Below are 20,146 nucleotides of genomic sequence, written 5' to 3' on the forward strand. Positions count from 1 at the left end.
AGCGTTGCCGCCTGTGACACCGCCCGCCGCATTTTTTCGAAAAGGGTGCGGGCGACGTGCGAGCCGGCTATTTTTCCGGCACGAGCACGGGTGCGCCCTTGTCCTTCAACAGCAGCACGATGAACTTCGCGGGCCGGGTCCGGCTCGCGTTGCGTCCGACCGTGTGCAAGTCGTTCCGGCCCTCGTAGAAGGTCTCGCCCGGCTTCAGCGTGACGGGCTCGCCGCCCTTCACCTGCATCACGATCGAACCCTCGACCACATAGACGAACGCGTCGGCGTGGTGGCGGTGGACGGGATCGACCGCGCCGGGCGGGTACTCGACCGAGATCATCAGCGCTTCCTTGCCCGGGTACGCGTCGAGCGGCTTCGTCATCAGCGGCGTGACGATGGCCGAGGGCGCCGCGCGAACGGCGCCGGTCGCGGCGCCCGCGACGACGAGCGCGGACGCGATCACGTGTTTCATGCGAATCATGGTGGTGGCTTCCGGTGGGCCGCCGGCCGACGGCCGGCAGCGAAGGAGGGCGGCGGGAGGCCGTTAAGCGAGATTCGCCTTGTCGAGGCCGAACGCCTTGTCGGACGACCCCGGCACGGTCCGGAACGCGACGTTCGCGCGGTTCCAGCCGTTGATCGCCATCACTTCGAACGTCAGGTCCGACAATTCCTTTTCGGAGAGCTGGCCGCGCACACGATCGTAGAGATCGTCCGGCACGCCGTGCTCGGGCAGTTTCGTCAGCACTTCGGTCCATGCGAGCGCGGCCCGCTCGCGCGGCGAGAAGAGCGTCGATTCGCGCCACGTCGCCAGATGGTGCAGGCGCAGTTCGCGCTCGCCGTGGATGCGCGCTTCCTTCACGTGCATGTCGACGCAGAACGCGCAGCCGTTGATCTGGGATGCGCGGAGCGACACGAGATCCCGGATCGATTCCTCGATCGCGCTGTTGCGCAGCTGGTTGCTGAGTTCGAGGAATGTCCTGAACAGCTCGGGCGACTGTTGAATGTAGTTGATACGCTGCGTCATGATTTCTCCTGGCGACGAAGAGGCTGGCCCGCGCTGCGCGGGTGTCGTGGGCGGCAGGGCGCCGCGCGAAATCATCTTAGGAGTGTGCGCCGGTGCGCGGTAGCCACGCACGGGGACGCATCGTGTTGCGCGCGCTGCACCAATCCGCGCTCGACCGTGGCCGCGGCCGGCGCGCGATGCACGCGTCAGCCGGCGGCGGAGGCAGCCGCGATTCGGGCGAGCTTGTCGGGGTTGCGTTGCACGAGAATCCGGCCGATGCGCGTACCGTCGGTCTCGAACGACATCGCCGCTTCGAGTCGTCCGTCGATGAAGCGCAGCAGCGCCCACTGGCTGTTGAGCACGACCGGCCGCATCTCGACACCGCTGCCGCAGCGCAACCACGTCGCATAGAACAGTTGAGCGATCCGCCGGCCGCCGACCATCGGCTTCGGGAAGCTCTGGACGTGACCGCCGCCGTCGCCGATCAGCATCGCATCTTCGGCGAGCAGCGCCTGGATCGACGGGAAGTCGCCTTGCGCGAGCGCCTGCGTGAACGTCTGCAGCAGCCGGCGATGCGTTTCGTGCGGCACCGCATGCCGCGGCAGGGTATCGTCGCGCAGCCGCGCCCGGGCCCGGCTGACGAGCTGCCGGCACGCGGCTTCGGTCTTGCCGACCGCCTCGGCGATCCGGTCGTAGTCGAACTCGAAGATTTCATGCAGCAGGAACGCCGCGCGCGCTTCCGGCGTCAGCCGTTCGAGCAACAGCAGGTACGCCACCGACACGTCGTTCGCGCGCTCCGCCATTTCCTCGGGCGTCGCGGGCGATTCGCCGAGTTCCGGTTCGGGCAGCCAGATACCCGTGTAGTGCTCGCGCCGGAGCTTCGCCGCGCGCAGGCGATCGATCGACGTCCGCGTCGTGACCGCGACGAGCCATGCCTCGGCGTTCTCGATGCTGTCGCGCGCCGCGTCGTGCCAGCGCAGCCATACGTCCTGCACGATGTCCTCGGCGTCCGCGACGGAGCCGAGCATCCGGTACGCGATCTTCTGCAGGCGTGGGCGCAGCGCGTGGAAAGTTCGTGCGTCGTCGGGCGTCACAGCCACACTCCGTCGAACCCGAACGTCACGGGCCCGCTCAGGAACGCGCTGCCTGCGCCGTCCCATCGAACCGTGACGTCGCCGCCGTCGCACGTCACTCGCACGGTGTCGTCGAGCAGCCCGCGCCGGATCCCGTTGACCACCGCGCCGCACGAACACGAGCCGGAGCCGAGCGGCACGCCGCCGCCGCGTTCCCAGATGCGTAGACGGATATGCGTGCGGCTGACGATCTGCACGAAATGGACGTTGGTCTTCAGCGGAAACAGCGGATGGGCTTCGATCGGCGGGCCGAGCGCTTCGATGTCGAGCGCGGCGACGTCGTCGACGAAGAACGTGCAGTGCGGATTGCCCATGCTGCATGCGGCCGGCGCACCGGGCAGCGGCAGCGCGAGCGTGTCGACGGCTTCCGAGAGCGGCACGTCCTGCCAGCCGAGCCGGGGCGCGCCCATTTCGACCGCGATCAGCCCGTCCGCCTCCTGCGCACAGTGCAGGCGCCCGCGATTCGTGCGCAGCACGACCGATGCCGCGCCGGTTTCCCGCATCAGCTTCCATGCGACGCCGCGCGTCGCGCTGCCGCAGGTATCGAGCGCCGAGCCGTCGGGATTCCAGAATGCGACGCGCGCGGCTGCGTCGTCGCCGTCCGAGATCACCGCGAGCTGGTTGAAACCGATGCCGCGACGCCGATCGCCCATGCGCCGCACGAGGTCGCGATCAATGCGCTGCGCGGGATCGTGTTCCCGGCCGCGCAGGTCGACGATGACGAAGTCATCGCCATTCGCGTTCATCTTCTGAAATCCGATCGGCATGGCGGTTCCGGAATGGAGGCAGGTGAACACTGTACGGGGTGCGCGGGCCGCGATCAATGCCGTTCGGGCACGGCGCGGCGCCGGAAGATTCGATGCGCCCGACGTCCGGCGGGCTGCCCGATTGGCGGTCACGTCGTTGCATCGACGACCCGGTTTGACACGCGCTCGGTTCCGCGACGCGGGATACATTCGATTCGCGCTGGCGGCCGGCATATCCGATGCCCGCCGTTTTGCCTCATGCCGCGTGCGGAAGCCTTGGCGTGACGATGAATTGGCTACTTGTCGTCGCCTTCGAGAATATCGAGCCGATCTTCAGTCGCCAGCCAGCGGCAACGTTCGGGCTCGCCATCATCGCGACACTCCTCCTCCTTGTGGTCTACCCAGACCCGCTCCGAGAGGCGCAAACCGCGAGCCTGAGCCTCATCGCTGTTTTTTGCATAGCGGGAAAGAATGCGGCGGTAGGTATCGTTGAGCGCCCGATCGGCCCGTTGATAGAGCCAGTCGTGGGGACGTGCGGGATCGAATGACGGGAAATTGCCGAACGGGAAAGCTTCTTCCGGATTGTTGGAATACCAGCCGTTGGCTACGCCGACGATCATTTTGACCGACCGCTGCGAACGTGGAACCGCAAATTCGGAATTCCACGTCAAGACCATCCAGTTATGGTCGCCGTGTGTATCCAGAACGCGCACGTTGACCGTCTTGACAGGGTTCCCGTTTTCCCGGATGTGCACTGCGGCACACGGCCCCACCCGGTGCTGTTCGTCACCGTCGAACCGCGCAATGCAAGTACCCGGCGGGGGAAGCGACGTTCCGGTAACCTGACCGAAGTTGTCCTTGCTGGCGTCAGTATCCGTGACCTTCACAAGCAGCGACACGCGCGGTGAATTTTCGTCCACATGGGCTGCTTCGACATCAAGATGCAGCGTGCCCTCCGCCAGCGCGTTCGTAGAGAAAAGAGCACAGAAACCGGCGAGCGTCGTAACGGCAAGTCGAGTGAAGTGCATGACCGATGATCGAAGGTTGAAAAAAGTGCGGCACCAAGCGCCACGATCTTAAGTCGCGTGAGCGGGACTTTCAAAGTATCGTGCGCCCGGCACCGGTCCTTGCGCGTGCGCCGCCCTCGCGGGATTCGCCGAGACGGACTGATCGTTTCGACGAAAACATGAACGTTTGTGAACGTCGCTGGCAAGGCACGCGTCCATGCAAACCGACGCTTCCCGAATGCTTCGCGCGCATCTACGTAATTCTACGTAGATCCTCATACGTAGTTATCCGCTTGTAAGGGGCCCCCGTCGCGCGGAATACTACGGCCCATCGCCGCGGTCTCTGCGAGGCCGCGGCACGACGCATCGACGTCACGCGGGTTCGGCCCCTCGCCGCATCCACTCAAAAACACATTGGAGACCAGGAGACGCCATGAATCGGGCTTCCAGTACCCTGCTCTGGATCGCGGTCGCGCTGCTCGGCGCGTTCGCATTCGGCACGATCGCGCTTGCACACGGCGAGCGCGTCAGTGCCCTCTGGATCGTGATCGCCGCAGTCTGCGTGTATCTGATCGCGTATCGCTTCTACAGCCGTTTCATCGCCAGCAAGGTCATGCAGCTCGACGGGCTGCGGATGACGCCGGCGGTCAAGTACAACGACGGCCTCGACTACGTGCCGACCAACAAGTACGTGCTGTTCGGCCATCACTTCGCCGCGATCGCCGGCGCCGGGCCGCTGGTCGGCCCCGTGCTCGCCGCGCAGATGGGCTACACGCCCGGCATGCTGTGGATCCTGGCCGGCGTCGTGTTCGCCGGCGCGGTGCAGGACTTCATCGTGCTGTTCATCTCGACGCGCCGCGACGGCCGTTCGCTCGGCGACCTCGTCAAGATGGAGCTCGGCACGGTGCCCGGCGTGATCGCGCTGTTCGGCGCGTTCCTGATCATGGTGATCATCCTCGCGGTGCTCGCGCTGATCGTCGTGAAGGCGCTGACCAATTCGCCGTGGGGCACGTTCACCGTCGCCGCGACGATTCCGATCGCGCTGTTCATGGGCGTCTATACGCGCTACATCCGCCCGGGCCGCATCGGCGAAGTATCGATCATCGGCTTCGTGCTGCTGATGGCGTCGATCGCGTTCGGCCAGACCGTGCACGACTCGCCGGCGCTTGCCGCGTGGTTCACGTTCAGCGGCACGCAGCTCACGTGGATCCTGATCGGCTACGGCTTCGTCGCGTCGGTGCTGCCGGTGTGGCTGCTGCTCGCGCCGCGCGACTATCTGTCGACGTTCCTGAAGATCGGCACGATCCTCGGCCTCGCGATCGGCATCCTCGTCGTCGCACCGGAACTGAAGATGCCCGCGCTGACGAAGTTCGTCGACGGCACGGGCCCGGTGTGGTCGGGCAATCTGTTCCCGTTCCTGTTCATCACGATCGCGTGTGGCGCGGTATCGGGCTTCCACGCGCTGATCTCGTCGGGCACGACGCCGAAGCTGATCGACAACGAAACCAACGCGCGCTTCATCGGCTACGGCGCGATGCTGATGGAATCGTTCGTCGCGATCATGGCGCTGGTGGCCGCGTGCGTGATCGAGCCGGGCATCTACTTCGCGATGAACGCACCGGCCGCCGTGCTCGGCTCGACGCCGGAAGCCGTCGCGAACACCGTCACGCAATGGGGCTTCGTGCTGACGCCCGACATGCTCACGCAGACCGCGAAGGCCGTCGGCGAAACGACGATCATCGCGCGCGCGGGCGGCGCGCCGACGCTGGCCGTCGGCATGGCGCACATCCTGCACCAGGTGATCGGCGGCGAGGCGATGATGGCGTTCTGGTATCACTTCGCGATCCTGTTCGAGGCGCTGTTCATCCTGACGGCCGTCGATGCGGGCACGCGCGCGGGCCGCTTCATGCTGCAGGATCTGCTCGGCACGTTCCACCCGGCGCTCAAGCGCACCGAGTCGTTGCCCGCGAACCTCGTCGCCACCGCGCTGTGCGTGGCCGCGTGGGGCTACTTCCTGTACCAGGGCGTGGTCGATCCGCTCGGCGGCATCAACACGCTGTGGCCGCTGTTCGGCATCTCGAACCAGATGCTCGCCGCGATCGCGCTGGTGCTCGGCACCGTCGTGCTGTTCAAGATGAAGCGCGAGCGCTATGCGTGGGTGACGATCGTGCCGACCGTGTGGCTGCTGATCTGCACGCTGACGGCCGGCTGGCAGAAGATTTTCGACGCGAACCCGAAGGTCAGCTTCCTCGCGCACGCCGCGAAGCTGCAGGCCGCGGTGGACGAAGGCAAGGTGCTCGCGCCGGCGAAGTCGATCGCGCAGATGAAGCGCATCATCTTCAACGACTACATCGATGCGGCGCTGGCCGGGCTGTTCATCTTCGTCGTGCTCAGCATCGCGGTGTACGGGCTGATCGCCGTGCTGCGCGCGCGCCGCGAGTCGAAGCCGACCGTGCGCGAGACGCCGTACGAAGCGATGCCGGCCGCGCAGGCGCTCGGCAGCGGACGTTGATGGGAGGCCGCGATGTTCACCGATCTCGGCAGCGACCTGCGCAGTGCGGGGCGTTACCTCGGGCAGGCGTTGCGGCTGATGGTCGGCCTGCCCGACTACGATACCTACGTCGCGCACATGCGCGACACCCACCCGGACCGCGAGCCGATGACGTACGAGGAATTCTTCCGCGAGCGTCAGAATGCGCGGTACGGGTCGGGAGCAGGGAAGTGTTGCTGAACCGGGCCGTTGCAATGCACTGACGAATCGGTTCGGTATCGAAACGGAAAGCGCCGCGATGGCTATCGCGGCGCTTTTTCTTTGGCGGGCCGGCGGCGCGCATCGCACGGCGCCCGCGCGCCGTTTGCCCGGCCGCAGCGCGGCGGCATCCAGCCGCCAGTATCATGAGGGCTCTTTCTTTTCCCGATGGACCGCAGGAGAACACGTCGTGCATGTCGGTGAGCGTTTCAACAGCATTTCCCATCTCGTCGGCGCGGTGCTGTCGGTGGCAGGTCTCGTCGCGCTCGTGACGATGGGCGCGCTCGAAGGCGATCCGTACAAGGTGGTGAGTTTCAGCGTGTACGGCGCGATGCTGATCCTGCTCTACGCGATCTCGACGGCGTATCACAGCGTGCGCAACCCGCGCCTGAAGGCGATCTTGCAGAAATGCGATCATTCGGCGATCTACCTGCTGATCGCCGGCAGCTACACGCCGTTTACGCTGGTCACGCTGCGCGGCCCGTGGGGCTGGTCGCTGTTCGGCGTGAGCTGGGGGCTCGCCGTGTTCGGCATCGTGCAGGAACTCACGCTCGGGCGCCGCACGCGCCTGCTGTCGATGATCCTGTACGTGCTGATGGGCTGGCTCGCGCTCGTCGCCGTGCGGCCGCTGATCCATGCGCTGCCCCCGATCGGCACCGCATGGCTCGTGGCTGGCGGCGTGATCTACAGCGCGGGGATCTACTTCTTCATCAACGACGAACGCATTCGCCACGGGCACGGCATCTGGCATCTGTTCGTGCTGGCCGGCAGCCTGTGCCAGTTCGTCAGTGTCGCAATGTATGTCGCGTGAGCGGCGCGCCGTGCCGCATGGACGAGCGCTTCGGCGCGATGGCGGTCATGCGCGCTCGGCCGTCGATGCTGCGCCGCGCAGCACGTTGAACCCGACCCATCCCCAGTAGACGCGATGATGAGCGATCAGCCCGTCGCGCAGATCCATCACCTCGACGAGATCGACCTGATCGCCTTCCGGCGTTTCGCGCGGATATTCCCACGTCAGTTGCCGTCCGTTCGAAAAGAACACGCCGGTGCGGTACCAGCGTCCGAGCCGGTTTCCCAGATTACGCAGGCCGGCCGCGAAGAATTCGCCGATCGCCGGCTTGCCGTGCAGCATGCCGGAGCCGTGGCCGGGCAGCGCGACGACGATCAGCGGTGTTTCGAGTATCGCGTCGTCCGCGTAGAGCGACATCAACGCGTCGAGATCGTGTGCGACGACGGCGGCGTGCCAGTTCTGATGAATGCGGTGCGCATCGGTATGGTCTGCGAGGGTCATGGCGATGGCGGCAAGCGTGGATAACGGAACCACTGTATCGACGCCCTGCCGCCGGACGTTTCAGCGTGGGCCGAAACGTGGATGCTGCATGTGCCGGACACGATCGTGCGGCCTGCGAGCCCCTCGCTCCGCAGACCTCTCGGTCCGGAGGCCCTCAGCCGCCCAGCGCGCCGAGGTTCAGCTCATGCGACTTGCCGATCCACACCGCGCAATCGCGATGGTCGCGCAGATCGTCGCCGGTATTCGGATGCAGGAAGATGTCGAGCGCGCCGTGATTCAGCACGAGCCACGGCACGATGTCGTCGAATCGCGCGGCGCCGAACGCGATCTGGTACGACCAGGCCGGATGCGGGCCGACGAGGCGTTCGTGAAAGCGCCCGAGTTCGATGGTCGTGCCGAACCGCGCGTCGACGACCTGGCGAAATGCCCAAGCCGCGTCGCGGCTCGCCGCATCGAAATAGACGTGCGCGTGCCAGCTGTCGATGGCGGTAGTGTCGAAGGCGGCCATGGAGAGACTCGATTAAAAAGGGGAATGCCAGAGATGCCGTGCGAAACGGCCGATGCGTGATTATCGCGCGTCCTCGCCGATTGCGTCGTGTCTCAATCCGGCAAGCCGATGCAGATGATTTGTCCTATATCGAAGAATCGGCTGATCCGATGAGGTCGTCTCGGCAGTATCCGCATGCGCGATATCACGCCGACGCCTTGTGGGCGGGCACAGCGACCGGAATCGCACAGGCAACACGTCATTTCCGAAATCGAAAGAGCGGAATGAGCACCCGTCGAATCGCCGATAAAAATCCGATCAGATCGTTGAATGAAATAAAGAAATTCCATTTCGACGGGATTCGCGAGCGGCGCCGTTCGTACGCCGAATGCGCGGCTGAAAATAACAATTTCGGATTCGGCTATTCAAGCGACATGCGCCCCGACATACGATGATTTCAACGCATCGATGATGGATCGATGCGGGGACAACCATCTGGAGGCCACTATGCGATCCCTCGTTCCCGTTGCCGTTCTTTCCTGCGCACTCGCTGCGCTGCCGGCCGTCGGCTTCGCGCAGTCGATCGGTGCCGGCGACACGCCGCATGCCGCGCCGTTGACTTGGTCGGCGGCGCGTGCCGAAACCGATGTGCAACTGATGCAGATGACGCGTGCCGGCTATCGCGCGACGGCGGCCGGCAACCAGAACTACCCGCTCGCGATGCAGCGGGCGCTCGAGCGCGTGAACAACCCGATGCCCGACCGGTGGCGCGACGAAAAGGCCGCGATGGAAGCGCGGGCGGCCCGCGACGCGCAGAGCGGCCATCCGGTGAAGGCGTTCTTCGTGAAAACCGCGTACTACCTGAAGGGCGAGAACACGTTTTGACGCAGGAGACGAATATGGCATGCTCCGACCGATGGTGCGGCGTGTTGCGTGTGTCGGCGATACGCAGGCTGCCGCAAGCGTGCGCGACGCGACGGCGCGCCGATGTGCACGGCATGCGACATCGGGCGAACACCCTGCGCGACGCGGGCCGCAGCGCTGTCGTGTGCCGCAGTGTGTGGCCCGGGTCGGCGGAGGGCGGCGCATCCGCGAGCGAGGGCGAATCATGAAGGCTGCCCGGAAAGGCCGTCGCCATTCGCCGTTGACGCGCGAATGGCTGCTGCCGCTGCCGCCCGCGCATGCACGCGACATCTCGCTGAAATGCCATATGGCGCTGGTCGCGCTGCGCGGCGAGCACGGTAGCGAAGCGTTGCTGATGCGGCTGCGCACGAGCGTGTATCTGGTGTTCCTCGCGCTCGACGATGCGGTCTCGCCCGACGCGACCATCGACCTGTGCGTCGACGCGGAGCGCGTGCTGGACGCGAGCGTGGCGCGCGCTGCGCAAAGCGGTGCCTGGACGTTGCACGACGACGAATGCGCGGTGCTCGAACGTGTGCTCGCGGCGAACGACGCATGCGTCGCGACGCTCACGCGCCATCGGCTGGCGGAGCTGTGGCGTCATGTCTGCACTTTCGCTTCAGCCGAACAGCCGGGGCTGGTCGCGCAGGCCGCGGCGAAGATGCGGGCGCCGGCCGTTCTGCATTGAGTGGCGGCCCGCGGGCCGTGTTTCATACGCGTCTCATTTCATCGCGCGGCCGCGTGCCGTCTAATGACATGACTGGAACCCCGGCGAGCCGGGCGACGACGATTCATCCTCGCGTTGACGACGAACGTGCGTGTCGACGCGAACGTATTCGTTTCAGTCAGGGAGGAGCGATGGCGCTATACAGGAGCGGCGGCTACTTCACGTGCGGAAGTGGCCGCGCATTCAGCGAGAACCTGCCGCCGGGCAGCAAGGTGACGGTGGCGGGCATCTATCGATGCACCGTGTGCGGCGACGAAATCGGTATTGCGAAAGCGCAGACGTTGCCGTCCGAGGAAGCGCATCCGCACGATCTCGATCCGCCGTCCGACCCGCTGCTCGATCCGGGGCCGACCGCCTGGCAACTGATCGCCGCGGCGGAGTCGCGAAGCTAGGCAATCGACGGCGCGCTTCTGCGCGCAGGCGCGCAAGCGCAATGCGTGACTCGGCGCCCGCCAAAACAAAAAGCGCCACGGAGCGAACTCCGTGGCGCTTTTCGATGCGTGGCCGCTGCGAAGGCGCGAACCTTCGCACGGCGCAACGCGCTTAAGCGGCCGTCGCCGACTTCGCCGGCTTCTGCAGCTTGCCCTTGCCGGCGCGCTGGATTTCCTCGAGCTTGATCTCGACATGGCGTGAGAACACGTACTCGGCCGGACGCTGCTTCGCGATCGAGATGTCCGGTGCGAACGGGCCGTCGGTCTTGATGCCCTTGCGGCTCACGCGCAGCGCCTTCAGCGGGTTGGAGATCGTGTCCATCACGGCCGTGGCCTCGAAGCCGCAGTGGACCATGCAGTCCGCGCACTTCTCGTAGTTGCCGACGCCGTAGTTGTCCCACTCGGTCGTTTCCATCAGTTCCTTGAAGGTCTTCACGTAACCTTCGCCGACCAGATAGCACGGCTTCTGCCAGCCGAACACCGTACGCGCCGGGTTGCCCCACGGCGTGCACTTGTACGTCTGGTTGCCGGCCAGGAAGTCGAGGAACAGCGACGACTGGCTGAACGACCAGCGCTTGCCGCCTTCGCCGCGCTTCAGGATTTCGCGGAACAGGTTCTTCGTCTTGTCGCGGTTCAGGAAGTGCTGCTGATCCGGCGCGCGCTCGTATGCATAGCCCGGCGACACGGTGATGCCGTCGACGCCGATCGGGCCCAGCGTGTCGAAGAACTTCGCGACGCGCTCGGGGATCGCATCGTTGAACAGCGTGCAGTTGATGTTCACGCGGAAGCCGCGGCGCTTCGCTTCCTTGATCGCCGCGACCGCCTTGTCGTACACGCCTTCCTGCGACACGGAATGGTCGTGCATGTCCTTGTCGCCGTCGAGGTGGACCGACCAGACGAAATACGGGCTCGGCTGGTAGTCGTCCATCTTCTTTTCCATCAGGAGCGCGTTCGTGCACAGGTACACGAACTTCTTGCGCTTCATGATGCCCTTGACGATTTCCGGCATCTCCTTGTGGAGCAGCGGCTCGCCGCCGGCGATCGACACGACGGGCGCGCCGCACTCGTCGACGGCCTGCAGGCATTCCTCGACCGAAAGACGCTGGTTCAGGATCGGATCCGGATAGTCGATCTTGCCGCAGCCGTTGCACGCGAGGTTGCAGCGGAACAGCGGCTCGAGCATCAGCGCGAGCGGATAGCGTTTGTTGCCGGACAGGTGCTGGCGCACGATGTAGGCGCCGACACGGACTTGCTGGAGCAGCGGAATAGACAAGGGATGTCCTCCTTAAACTTCGCGGGCGACAGCTTGCGTGAGCTTCGCCGGCAACTTGAATTCGACTTTTTCTTCACGGCCCGCCATCGTCGCGACATCGACGGGCCCCAGCGCGCGCAGCGCGCCGATTACATCCTCGACCATTTCCTCGGGCGCCGACGCACCGGCGGTCAGGCCGACCGTCTGCACGCCCGCGAACCATTCGGGCTTCACTTCCGAGCCGTCGGCGACGAGATAGCTCGGCACGCCGCTTTCGGTGCCGATCTCGCGCAGGCGGTTCGAGTTCGAGCTGTTCGTCGCACCGACGACGAGCAGCACGTCGACCTGTTCGCTCAGCTCGCGCACGGCGGCCTGGCGATTCTGCGTGGCATAGCAGATGTCGCGCGTGTCCGGGCCGACGAGGTCGGTGAACCGGCGCTGCAGCGCTTCGATGATGCCGCGCGTGTCGTCGACCGACAGCGTGGTCTGCGTGATGTACGCGACCGGCGTATCGACGGGCAGCGTCAGCGTATCGACTTCGGCTTCGCTCTGCACGAGGATCACCTCGGCCGGAATCTGGCCGATCGTACCCTCGACTTCCGGGTGGCCCGCGTGGCCGATCAGGATCAGCCGGCGGCCCGCCGCGACGTACTGGCGGCCCTGCACGTGCACTTTCGTGACAAGCGGGCAGGTCGCGTCGAGCACGTCGAGCCCGCGCGCTTGCGCGTCGTGCTCGACCGTCTGGGCGACACCGTGCGCGCTGAAGATCGCGACGGCGCCGTGCGGCACCTCGTCGAGTTCCTCAACGAATCGTGCCCCTTTATTACGCAGATTTTCGACGACATGCCGGTTATGCACGATCTCGTGACGCACATAGACCGGCGCACCGTGCTGTTGCAGCGCGCGATCGACGATCTCGATCGCACGGACAACCCCCGCACAGAAGCCGCGGGGCTGGGCAAGGATGACTCGCATAAGTGAGCGAACTCCGACGACAGACGCCGGGGTTCGAGGCGCTGGCACACGCTTGCTCGCCCCGGCTTGATGTTATGAAGGCAGGAACGAACCGGCCGGCCAGGCCCCGGAACCCCGAATTAATCGCGCATTTTAACCCTATCGCGCCGTCCTTGCTTCGGTGCCGTGTCGAACCGTTGCAATTGCGGGAGAGCTGCGTCGGCGCTGGCGCGCGCGGAACCCGGTAAACTGCGCGGTTTCGCGGTCGGCCGCTCCGGCTGCCCGCCATCGCGCTCATTTCAAGGCCATTCGATGACCGTCGATTCTTACGCGTATTGCCCGTCCGCCCGTGCGGGTTTGGATGTTTCGTTTCCGACCCTTATTCGTGCCGTCGAAGCCGTCGCCCGGCGGGAGGCAGGCCGATGATGCTGGCGATCGCTTTCCTGGTGTCCGGCCTGTCGCTGGTGATCTGGATCGTGCTGCTCGTCGCGCGCGGCGGCTTCTGGCGCGCGCAGCCCGCGCGGCCGCTGCCGCCCGACGCCCGCGGCGCCGCGGCCGAAGCCGGCTGGCCGGCCGTCGTGGCGGTCGTGCCGGCGCGCAACGAAGCCGACGTGATCGCCCGTGCGGCGACTTCGCTGCTCGAGCAGGATTATCCGGGCGAGTTCCATCTGATCATCGTCGACGACCACAGCGACGACGGCACCGCCGATGCGGCCCGCGCGGCCGCGCTCGCGATCAACCGCGCCGACCGGCTGACGGTGCTGAGCGCGAAGCCGCTGCCGGCCGGCTGGTCGGGCAAGGTGTGGGCGCAGTCGCAGGGGATCACGGCGGTGCAGACGCTCGGCCTGCCGGCCGACTACCTGCTGCTGACGGATGCCGACATCGGCCATCCGCCCGACGCCGTCGCGCAGCTCGTCACGCGCGCACAGGCCGAGAATCGCGATCTCGTGTCGCTGATGGTGCGGCTGCGCTGCGACTCGTTCTGGGAAAAGGCGCTGATCCCGGCGTTCGTGTTCTTCTTCGCGAAGCTGTACCCGTTCTCGTGGATCAACGACCCGCGCAACCGGACGGCCGGCGCGGCCGGCGGCTGCATGCTCGTGAAGCGCACGGCGCTCGAGGAAGCGGGCGGCATCGAATCGATTCGCGGCGCGCTGATCGACGACTGCAGCCTCGCCGCGCAGATCAAGCATCGCGGCAGCGGCCGCCATCCGATCCGGCTCGATCTCGCCGATCGCAGCGTGTCGCTGCGCCCGTACGACAGCTGGCGCGACATCTGGAACATGATCGCGCGCACCGCGTTCACGCAACTTCACTATTCGCCGCTGCTGCTGGCAGGCACGCTGCTCGGGATGACGATCATCTACCTGGTGCCGCCCGTCGCCGCGCTCGCCTACGGCGCGCGCGCGTGGCCGGCGTGGCTCGCGTGGGCGTCGATGTGCGCCGCGTATGCGCCGATGCTGCGCTACTACCGTCGCTCGCCGCTGTGGGCGCCCGCGCTGCCGCTCGTCGCGCTGTTCTACGTCGGCGCGACGTTCGCGTCCGCGTGGCGTTACTGGCGCGGCAAGGGCGGCCAGTGGAAGGCGCGCGTGCAGGCGCCGGTGGAGCGCTGACCATCAACGGCGGATACCGGCCGTCCCGATAAACCGGAACGCTGAAAACACACAGCCCGGATCGACGCAAGCCGATTCGGGCTGTTTGCTTTCCGGCCGGTTTCAGGCCGACGCGCGCGCTTACCGCTGCGTCAGCATCATGTACATCTGGATCACGACGTCCGGCGAGAACGTGAACGGCACCCAGCCGTAGCCCGTATGGCGGGCGACCAGCAGGCGGTCGCCGTTCGACTGCTTCTGCACGGCCATCATCGGGTTCTTCGTCGTCACGAAACGCCAGCCGGCCGGAATGCCGGGCGGCGGCTCCGGCTGCATCGACGCGCGCGCGTGCGCGAGTTCCTCGATCAACTGGCCCAGTTGCTCCGGATGCAGCGTGATCGATTCGCCGTTGATGGTCAGCGTGAGTTCATTCTGGGACGGGCGCGCGACGTGCAGCGTCGCCTTGTCGGCCGGCGCGGCAGCGGTGCCGGCTTCAACCGCGATTTCGGCTTGTGCTGCCGGGACCGGTGCGGTCTCGGTATCGGCCGGGGCGGCGGCTGCTTCGACCGCTTCGACCGTTTCGGCCGCTTCGGTCACCGCTGGTGCGGCCTCGTTTACGGGCGCTTGCGCCGCCGCTGCCGGCTCGACGACGTCGGCTGTCGCGGCCGAGGCGGTAACCGCACTCGTCGCGGCTTCCTTGACGACGGCCTCGACCAGCGCTTCGGCGTCGGCGACAGCCTTCGCGTGGTGCTGCGCGGCCGCTTCGGCCTGGGCGATCGCTTCGGTATGACGCCGCGTAATGGCTTCGGCTTCGGCGGTGGCTTCGGCGTGGCGTTGCGCGGCGGCTTCGGCCTGGGCGATCGCTTCGGCGTGACGCCGCGTGATGGCTTCGGCCTCGGCGGTGGCTTCGGCGTGACGCTGGGCGGCCGCCTGCGTGTCGGCGAGCGCCTGCGTGTGACGCTGAGCGAGCGCCTCGGCCTCGGCGATCGCGGCCGCGTGGCGTTGTGCGGCGGCTTCGGCTTCGGCGGTCGCCGCGGCATGGCGTTGCGCGGCCGCTTCGGCTTCGGTCGCGGCGGCGTGATGACGCTGCGCGGCGGCCTCGGCTTCGGCGATCGCGGCCGCGTGGCGCTGCGACGCGGCTTCGGCATCCGCGTGACGTTGCGCGAGCGCCTCGGTCAGCGCGGTGGCTTCCGCATGGCGCTGGGAAGCGGCTTCGGCTTGCGCGGCTGCATCCGTATGACGTTGGGCGGCCGCTTCGGCGGCGGCGGTGGCGTCGGCGTGGCGCCGCTGCGCGGCTTCGGCATCGGCGGCAGCGGCCGTGTGGCGCTGCGCGGCGGCCTGCGCTTCGGCTTCCGCCGCCGCGTGACGCTCGGCCGCGGCCCGGGCTTCCGCCGCCGCGGCGCGCGCGAAGGCTTCCGCGCTGCGGGCCGCCTGCTGGGCGGCGTGGTGATCGTGGAGGAGCTGATCGACGCCCGTGGCGAGCGAAGCGATCTGATCGTTCAGGTTCATGCGTGTCTTCTCTGCGTAAGACCCGCGATTTTAACCGCTGCGCCGATACCGGTCCGCGCGCGACGTGTAACAAAGTGCGCGAAGCGGCGCGAGATGCGCCGCTTTGTGTTACTTCAGGTAGCCCGCCGAGCCGAACCAGTCCAGCGCATCGCGCAGCCCCTCGCGGTACGGGCGCGCACGGTAGCCGAGCTCGCGCTCGGCCTTCGCGGACGTGAAATACATCTTGTTCTTCGACATCCGCAGCCCGTCCACGGTGACGAACGGCTCCTTCTTCGTGAACTTCGCGACCGCTTCGGCGCCGACCGCGAGCGGGTACAGCGGCCAGCGCGGCAGCGCGATCGTCGGCGCCTTGCGGCCCGTCATCTGCGCGATGTCCGCGAGCATCTGCTGCAGCGGCAGGTTCTCGCCGCCGAGGATGTAGCGCTCGCCGATCCGGCCGCGCTCGAGCGCGAGGAAATGGCCGTGCGCGACGTCGTCGACGTGCACGAGGTTCAGCCCCGTGTCGACGAACGCGGGAATCTTGCCGAGCGCGGCCTCGACGATGATGCGGCCGGTCGGCGTCGGCTTGATGTCGCGCGGGCCGATCGGCGTCGACGGATTGACGATCACGGCGGGCAGCCCTTCGTCGGCGATCATCCGCTCGACCGCGCGCTCCGCGAGCACCTTGCTGCGCTTGTAGACGCCGATCGCTTGCTCGGCCGTGAGCGGCCGGTTCTCGTCGGACGGGTCGCCGGCGCTCGTCACCTTCAGCGTCGCGACGCTGCTCGTGTAGACGATCCGCTCGACGCCTTCCGCGCGGGCGGCGCGCATCGTCGCGACCGCGCCTTCGAGGTTCGCGCGCTCGATCTCGTCGGGGTCGGGCGCCCACAGCCGGTAGTCGGCCGCCACGTGCAGCAGGTAGCGCACGCCGCGCAGCGCGGCGCGCATCGACGCCTCGTCGCGCATGTCGCCGGTGACGATCTCGGCATCGAGATCCGCGACGTTCGTGCGCGGGCTGGTCGGGCGCACGAGCACGCGCACCGCATAGCCTTTCTGCTGCGCGATGCGCGCGACGGCCGAGCCGACGAAACCGGACGCGCCGGTGACGAGAACGAGATCGCGGGAAGTATCAGTCATGCGTTTCCTTCAGGGCCGCGCGCGCGGCGCGGCGGTTGGGCATCGGCGAGATTGTACGTGGTCGGCGTGCGCGGCGACGCCCGGCCGGCGCGTGTGCGAAGCGGCCGACGCGACTACAATGCCGGGCTTGAATGCAACGGGAGGGCGACGCGATGAGCCGCAATGAACTGGACGAACGGATCGAGACCTACTACGTGCGGGTGCGCGGCGTCGTGCAGGGCGTCGGCTTTCGTCATGCGACGGTGCGCGAGGCGCATGCGCTGAAGCTGCGCGGCTGGGTCGCGAATCTCGAGGACGGCACCGTCGAGGCGATGATCCAGGGGCCCGGCGCGCAGATCGACCGGATGCTCGCATGGCTGCGTCACGGGCCGCCCGCCGCGCGCGTGACCGAGGTGACGTTCGAGGAACGCCCGACCGAGCGGCGCTTCGAGCGCTTTCAGCAGCAGTAAGCGGCACGGCACGATCGTGACGGGGTATCCGGAAGCCGGGCGCGGCCTCACGCTGTCGGTGATGGCGTCGACGCTGTTCGCGTTGATGTCGGTTTACGCGAAACTGCTCGCGCCGCTCACGGGGCTCGACATCTTCGCGTGGCGCGTGGTGTGGACCGCGCCGGGCGCGCTCGCGCTGCTCGCGCTGCGCGGCCGCTGGCCGGCGCTCGTCGAGCTTGCGCGGCGCGGTGCGCGCGACTGGCGCTTGCTGATCGCGCTGCCGGCGAGCGCGGCGCTGCTCGGCGTGCAGCTGTGGCTGTTCCTGTGGGCGCCGCTGCACGGCCGCATGCTCGAAGTGTCGCTCGGCTATTTCCTGCTGCCGCTGACGATGGTGCTCGTCGGCCGCTTCTACTATCACGAACGGCTCGACCCGCTGCAATGGGCGGCGGTCGCGTGCGCGGCGCTCGGCGTCGCGCACGAGGTGTGGGCGACGCGCGCGTTCGCGTGGCCGACGCTGGTCGTCGCGCTCGGCTATCCGCCGTATTTCGTGCTGCGCCGGCGCATCAACGCCGATTCGCTGGCCGCCTTCGCGATCGAGATCGTGTTGCTGTGCCCGATCGCGCTGGCGATGGTCGCGACGAGCGCGACGCGCGTCGACGGCCATCCGCTGCTGTGGGCCGCGTTGCTGCCGGGGCTCGGCATCCTCAGCACGCTCGCGCTCGCGAGCTATCTGAAGGCGAGCCGGATGCTGCCGATGGCGCTGTTCGGCATTCTCGGCTACGTCGAGCCCGTGCTGCTCGTCGTGGTGTCGCTGCTGCTGCTCGGCGAGACGCTCAGCGTCGCGCAGCTCGCGACGTACGGGCCGATCTGGGTCGCCGTCGCGCTGACCGCGTGGCACAGCGCGATGCTGATGCGGCGCCTGCCCGCGTGCGGCTAACCGCATCGTCGCGATGTGCCGGCCGTGCGGAACGTGCCGGGCATCGCGTGCATCGTCGACCATCGAAAAGCGCTCGTTTCCCTGCCGAATCCGTCGATACTGACCGTCAACTGGCGCCTCGCTGACGCGAATCTGGCGATGCTGCCTGCTTCGCCGCGCAACGCGCGCGCTTGTAATCGAAGAGAAGATTCGGTTGCATTTTGTTACTTAGGGTCTCCCCCGATCGGTCATTAAACTGATCTGACCGACTTCCCTTCGTATGCAGCTTTTCAATGAACGGTCACCTCCGTGCCGGGCCGGCCGGGTTGGCGCGATGCGAGCATACGCGTATCGCCGCCGATCGCGCTCGCCTGCTTTTTCCCGATCCCTTCTCCGGTGCGCGGCGCACCGCCGCCGCACAGGTGCGCTCATGTCGTTGAGCCCGCTGCACTCCGCCACGGTGCAGTCGTCGCGCAGCGGCCGCCTGATCGAAGTCGATTTCTTCCGCGGGCTCGTGCTGTTGATGATCGTCGTCGATCACATCGGCGCGAGCGTGCTGTCGCGCGTGACGCTGCATGCGTTCGCACTGTGCGATGCGGCCGAGGTGTTCGTGTTCCTCGGCGGCTTCGCGACCGCGAGCGCGTACGGCGCGATCGCCGAGCGGCACGGCGCGCGCGCCGCGCAACGGCGTTTCGTGCGGCGCGCGATGCAGATCTACCGGGCGTTTCTCGCGACGTCGACGCTGATGCTCGTCGTGTCGGCCGTGCTCGACCACTACGGCATCGATGCGCCGAACCTCGCGCTCGACGACGTCAGCGTGATGCTCGCGTCGCCGCTCACGGGCGCAGCCGAGCTGCTGACGTTCCAGCGCCAGCCGTATCTCGCGTCGGTGCTGCCGATGTACGTGCTGTTCGCGCTCGCGTCGCCGGTGCTGGTGCCGTTCGCGCGGCGCCAGCCGTGGCTGCTCGTCGCGATCAGCGCCGCGTCGTGGCTCGCGGCGGGCTGGCTCGGCCCGGAGCTGCTCGATACCGACGGCTTCCGCTGGAGCTTCAACCCGTTTGCATGGCAACTGATGTTCGTCGCCGGCGTGCTCGCGCGCTGCCAGCCGTTCTACCGGCACATCGCGCTCGGCCGCTGGGGCGCCGCGGCGACCGGGCTCGCGTGCGCGATCGTGCTCGGCTGCGCGAGCTACAAGCTGTTCTCGGGGCTGCCGGTGCCCGAAGGCGTGCTCAAGCGCGATCTCGCGCTGCCGCGCGTCGTGAGCTTCGCGGCCGTCGCGTGGCTGATGGCCGATTGCGTGCGCTTCGGCTGGATCGCGCGGATCGCGCAGGGCGTGCGGCCCGTCGTCGCGGTCGGCCAGCGCGGGCTGATCTGCTTCGTCGCGGGCGCGGCGATCTCGCTCGTGATCGATTCGATGCTGCATCCGGTTGTGCGCAGCGCCGATCTGCGGCATGTCGGCGTGGGCCTCGTGGCCGACGCGTGCGCGCTTGGGCTGATGATGGCGGTGGCCGGTTCGGGAACGTGGATCGCGCGATGGCGTGGCGCGGTGGCGTAGGCGCGAGCGAGGGGCATGCGGCGCGGCAGGCGCCGCGCGGCGTTAGTGAGGTGAGCCGATACGGGAGCGGGGCGGGGCGGTTGCGTCGTCGGCTTCGGCGTCGTCGCGTTGGTCCTGCGCCGGGTCGTCGCGCTCCGCGAGGACCGCGTCGGCTTCGGCCGCGGCCCGGGCGGCGCGCATCGCGGTGCAGCGCTGCGCGTGCCGGATGTCCGACAGGATCCGCAAAAGCCGCGTCGTCTTGCTTTTCATCGTGCTCTCCCACCAGTGCGCATCTCGCGAAGCGGATGCATTGCCTGCAACCAGTGTAGGACGCGTTCGCGCACTTGGCGGGAGAATGTGGCGTGCAAGCCGCACGCCGAGGG

Annotated in this window: 23 protein-coding genes; 11 read left to right on the forward strand and 12 right to left on the reverse strand. The window is 67.4% G+C overall.

Annotated features, from left to right (window positions below):
* Positions 1–67: 67 nt before the first annotated feature.
* The 5 genes from WT24_RS09135 to WT24_RS34255 all read right to left on the reverse strand — a co-directional run bounded on the left by WT24_RS09135 (position 68) and on the right by WT24_RS34255 (position 3,901).
* Positions 68–472 (reverse strand): cupin domain-containing protein, encoded by a 405-nt coding sequence (locus tag WT24_RS09135; RefSeq protein WP_059499539.1) that lies wholly within the window; start codon positions 470–472, stop codon positions 68–70.
* Positions 473–535: 63 nt separating this feature from the next.
* Complete coding sequence (locus tag WT24_RS09140) at positions 536–1,015, reverse strand: carboxymuconolactone decarboxylase family protein (RefSeq protein WP_059499538.1); 480 nt, start codon at positions 1,013–1,015, stop codon at positions 536–538.
* Between the two features lie 185 nt (positions 1,016–1,200).
* Entirely contained in the window at positions 1,201–2,088 is an 888-nt protein-coding gene (locus WT24_RS09145; RefSeq protein ID WP_060032865.1) for an RNA polymerase sigma-70 factor, read from the reverse strand.
* Complete coding sequence (dapF, locus tag WT24_RS09150) at positions 2,085–2,894, reverse strand: diaminopimelate epimerase (protein ID WP_060032869.1); 810 nt, start codon at positions 2,892–2,894, stop codon at positions 2,085–2,087. Before dapF ends, WT24_RS09145 begins: the two co-directional genes overlap by 4 nt.
* Positions 2,895–3,169: 275 nt before the next feature.
* Positions 3,170–3,901 carry a lysozyme inhibitor LprI family protein gene (locus WT24_RS34255; RefSeq protein WP_156440257.1) on the reverse strand — a complete coding sequence of 244 codons (732 nt, stop codon included), beginning with the start codon at positions 3,899–3,901 and terminating at the stop codon, positions 3,170–3,172.
* A gap of 412 nt (positions 3,902–4,313) precedes the next feature.
* On the opposite strand from WT24_RS34255, the gene WT24_RS09160 reads away from it, so the two are divergent.
* The 3 genes from WT24_RS09160 (at position 4,314) to WT24_RS09170 (ending at position 7,440) form a co-directional block, all read left to right on the forward strand.
* Positions 4,314–6,392 carry a carbon starvation CstA family protein gene (locus tag WT24_RS09160; RefSeq protein WP_060032875.1) on the forward strand — a complete coding sequence of 693 codons (2,079 nt, stop codon included), beginning with the start codon at positions 4,314–4,316 and terminating at the stop codon, positions 6,390–6,392.
* Between the two features lie 12 nt (positions 6,393–6,404).
* Positions 6,405–6,611 carry a YbdD/YjiX family protein gene (locus tag WT24_RS09165; protein WP_011881067.1) on the forward strand — a complete coding sequence of 69 codons (207 nt, stop codon included), beginning with the start codon at positions 6,405–6,407 and terminating at the stop codon, positions 6,609–6,611.
* 208 nt (positions 6,612–6,819) lie between these two features.
* Positions 6,820–7,440, forward strand: a complete 621-nt coding sequence (locus tag WT24_RS09170) for a hemolysin III family protein (protein ID WP_059499534.1) — start codon at positions 6,820–6,822, stop codon at positions 7,438–7,440.
* A 45-nt stretch (positions 7,441–7,485) separates the two neighbouring features.
* Here the strand turns inward: WT24_RS09170 and WT24_RS09175 are convergent, their stop codons facing one another.
* Both WT24_RS09175 and WT24_RS09180 read right to left on the reverse strand, forming a co-directional pair.
* Positions 7,486–7,920 (reverse strand): nuclear transport factor 2 family protein, encoded by a 435-nt coding sequence (locus tag WT24_RS09175; RefSeq protein WP_060032879.1) that lies wholly within the window; start codon positions 7,918–7,920, stop codon positions 7,486–7,488.
* Positions 7,921–8,074: 154 nt separating this feature from the next.
* Complete coding sequence (locus WT24_RS09180; protein WP_060032882.1) at positions 8,075–8,428, reverse strand: DOPA 4,5-dioxygenase family protein; 354 nt, start codon at positions 8,426–8,428, stop codon at positions 8,075–8,077.
* 119 nt (positions 8,429–8,547) lie between these two features.
* Here WT24_RS09180 and WT24_RS34260 point away from each other — a divergent pair, with 119 nt between their 5' ends.
* The 4 genes from WT24_RS34260 (at position 8,548) to WT24_RS09195 (ending at position 10,426) form a co-directional block, all read left to right on the forward strand.
* Positions 8,548–8,862, forward strand: a complete 315-nt coding sequence (locus WT24_RS34260) for a hypothetical protein (RefSeq protein WP_156441777.1) — start codon at positions 8,548–8,550, stop codon at positions 8,860–8,862.
* Between the two features lie 52 nt (positions 8,863–8,914).
* Positions 8,915–9,292, forward strand: coding sequence for a hypothetical protein (locus WT24_RS09185; protein WP_059499531.1), 378 nt, complete (start codon positions 8,915–8,917; stop codon positions 9,290–9,292).
* Between the two features lie 223 nt (positions 9,293–9,515).
* Positions 9,516–9,995 carry a hypothetical protein gene (locus tag WT24_RS09190; protein WP_060032885.1) on the forward strand — a complete coding sequence of 160 codons (480 nt, stop codon included), beginning with the start codon at positions 9,516–9,518 and terminating at the stop codon, positions 9,993–9,995.
* Between the two features lie 170 nt (positions 9,996–10,165).
* Entirely contained in the window at positions 10,166–10,426 is a 261-nt protein-coding gene (locus WT24_RS09195) for a hypothetical protein (RefSeq protein ID WP_006485063.1), read from the forward strand.
* Between the two features lie 151 nt (positions 10,427–10,577).
* On the opposite strand, the gene hpnH is transcribed toward WT24_RS09195, so the two are convergent.
* On the reverse strand, positions 10,578–11,738 hold the full coding sequence (hpnH, locus tag WT24_RS09200) for an adenosyl-hopene transferase HpnH (protein WP_006480287.1): 1,161 nt from the start codon (positions 11,736–11,738) through the stop codon (positions 10,578–10,580).
* Positions 11,739–11,750: 12 nt separating this feature from the next.
* Positions 11,751–12,692 (reverse strand): 4-hydroxy-3-methylbut-2-enyl diphosphate reductase, encoded by a 942-nt coding sequence (gene ispH, locus WT24_RS09205; RefSeq protein ID WP_034205903.1) that lies wholly within the window; start codon positions 12,690–12,692, stop codon positions 11,751–11,753.
* 401 nt (positions 12,693–13,093) lie between these two features.
* On the opposite strand from ispH, the gene WT24_RS09210 reads away from it, so the two are divergent.
* The gene (locus WT24_RS09210) at positions 13,094–14,281 is read left to right on the forward strand and encodes a glycosyltransferase (RefSeq protein ID WP_060032888.1); all 1,188 of its coding nucleotides are present in this window, start codon (positions 13,094–13,096) and stop codon (positions 14,279–14,281) included.
* A 120-nt stretch (positions 14,282–14,401) separates the two neighbouring features.
* Here WT24_RS09210 and WT24_RS09215 read toward each other — a convergent pair whose 3' ends face one another.
* Both WT24_RS09215 and hpnA read right to left on the reverse strand, forming a co-directional pair.
* Positions 14,402–15,769, reverse strand: a complete 1,368-nt coding sequence (locus WT24_RS09215; RefSeq protein WP_060032891.1) for a hypothetical protein — start codon at positions 15,767–15,769, stop codon at positions 14,402–14,404.
* Positions 15,770–15,877: 108 nt separating this feature from the next.
* Entirely contained in the window at positions 15,878–16,885 is a 1,008-nt protein-coding gene (gene hpnA / locus WT24_RS09220; RefSeq protein WP_060032893.1) for a hopanoid-associated sugar epimerase, read from the reverse strand.
* A gap of 152 nt (positions 16,886–17,037) precedes the next feature.
* On the opposite strand from hpnA, the gene WT24_RS09225 reads away from it, so the two are divergent.
* From WT24_RS09225 to WT24_RS09235, 3 genes are all read left to right on the forward strand, one after another.
* Entirely contained in the window at positions 17,038–17,334 is a 297-nt protein-coding gene (locus WT24_RS09225) for an acylphosphatase (protein ID WP_059499629.1), read from the forward strand.
* Positions 17,335–17,350: 16 nt separating this feature from the next.
* Positions 17,351–18,250 carry an EamA family transporter RarD gene (gene rarD / locus WT24_RS09230; RefSeq protein ID WP_060032896.1) on the forward strand — a complete coding sequence of 300 codons (900 nt, stop codon included), beginning with the start codon at positions 17,351–17,353 and terminating at the stop codon, positions 18,248–18,250.
* Positions 18,251–18,659: 409 nt separating this feature from the next.
* A complete protein-coding gene (locus WT24_RS09235; RefSeq protein ID WP_060032899.1) occupies positions 18,660–19,784 on the forward strand; it encodes an OpgC domain-containing protein in 1,125 nt (374 codons plus the stop codon).
* Positions 19,785–19,826: 42 nt separating this feature from the next.
* On the opposite strand, the gene WT24_RS09240 is transcribed toward WT24_RS09235, so the two are convergent.
* Complete coding sequence (locus WT24_RS09240) at positions 19,827–20,033, reverse strand: hypothetical protein (RefSeq protein ID WP_059499525.1); 207 nt, start codon at positions 20,031–20,033, stop codon at positions 19,827–19,829.
* Positions 20,034–20,146: the final 113 nt, after the last annotated feature.

The sequence above is a fragment of the Burkholderia sp. MSMB1078WGS genome, assembly GCF_001528895.1.
Taxonomy (GTDB): domain Bacteria; phylum Pseudomonadota; class Gammaproteobacteria; order Burkholderiales; family Burkholderiaceae; genus Burkholderia.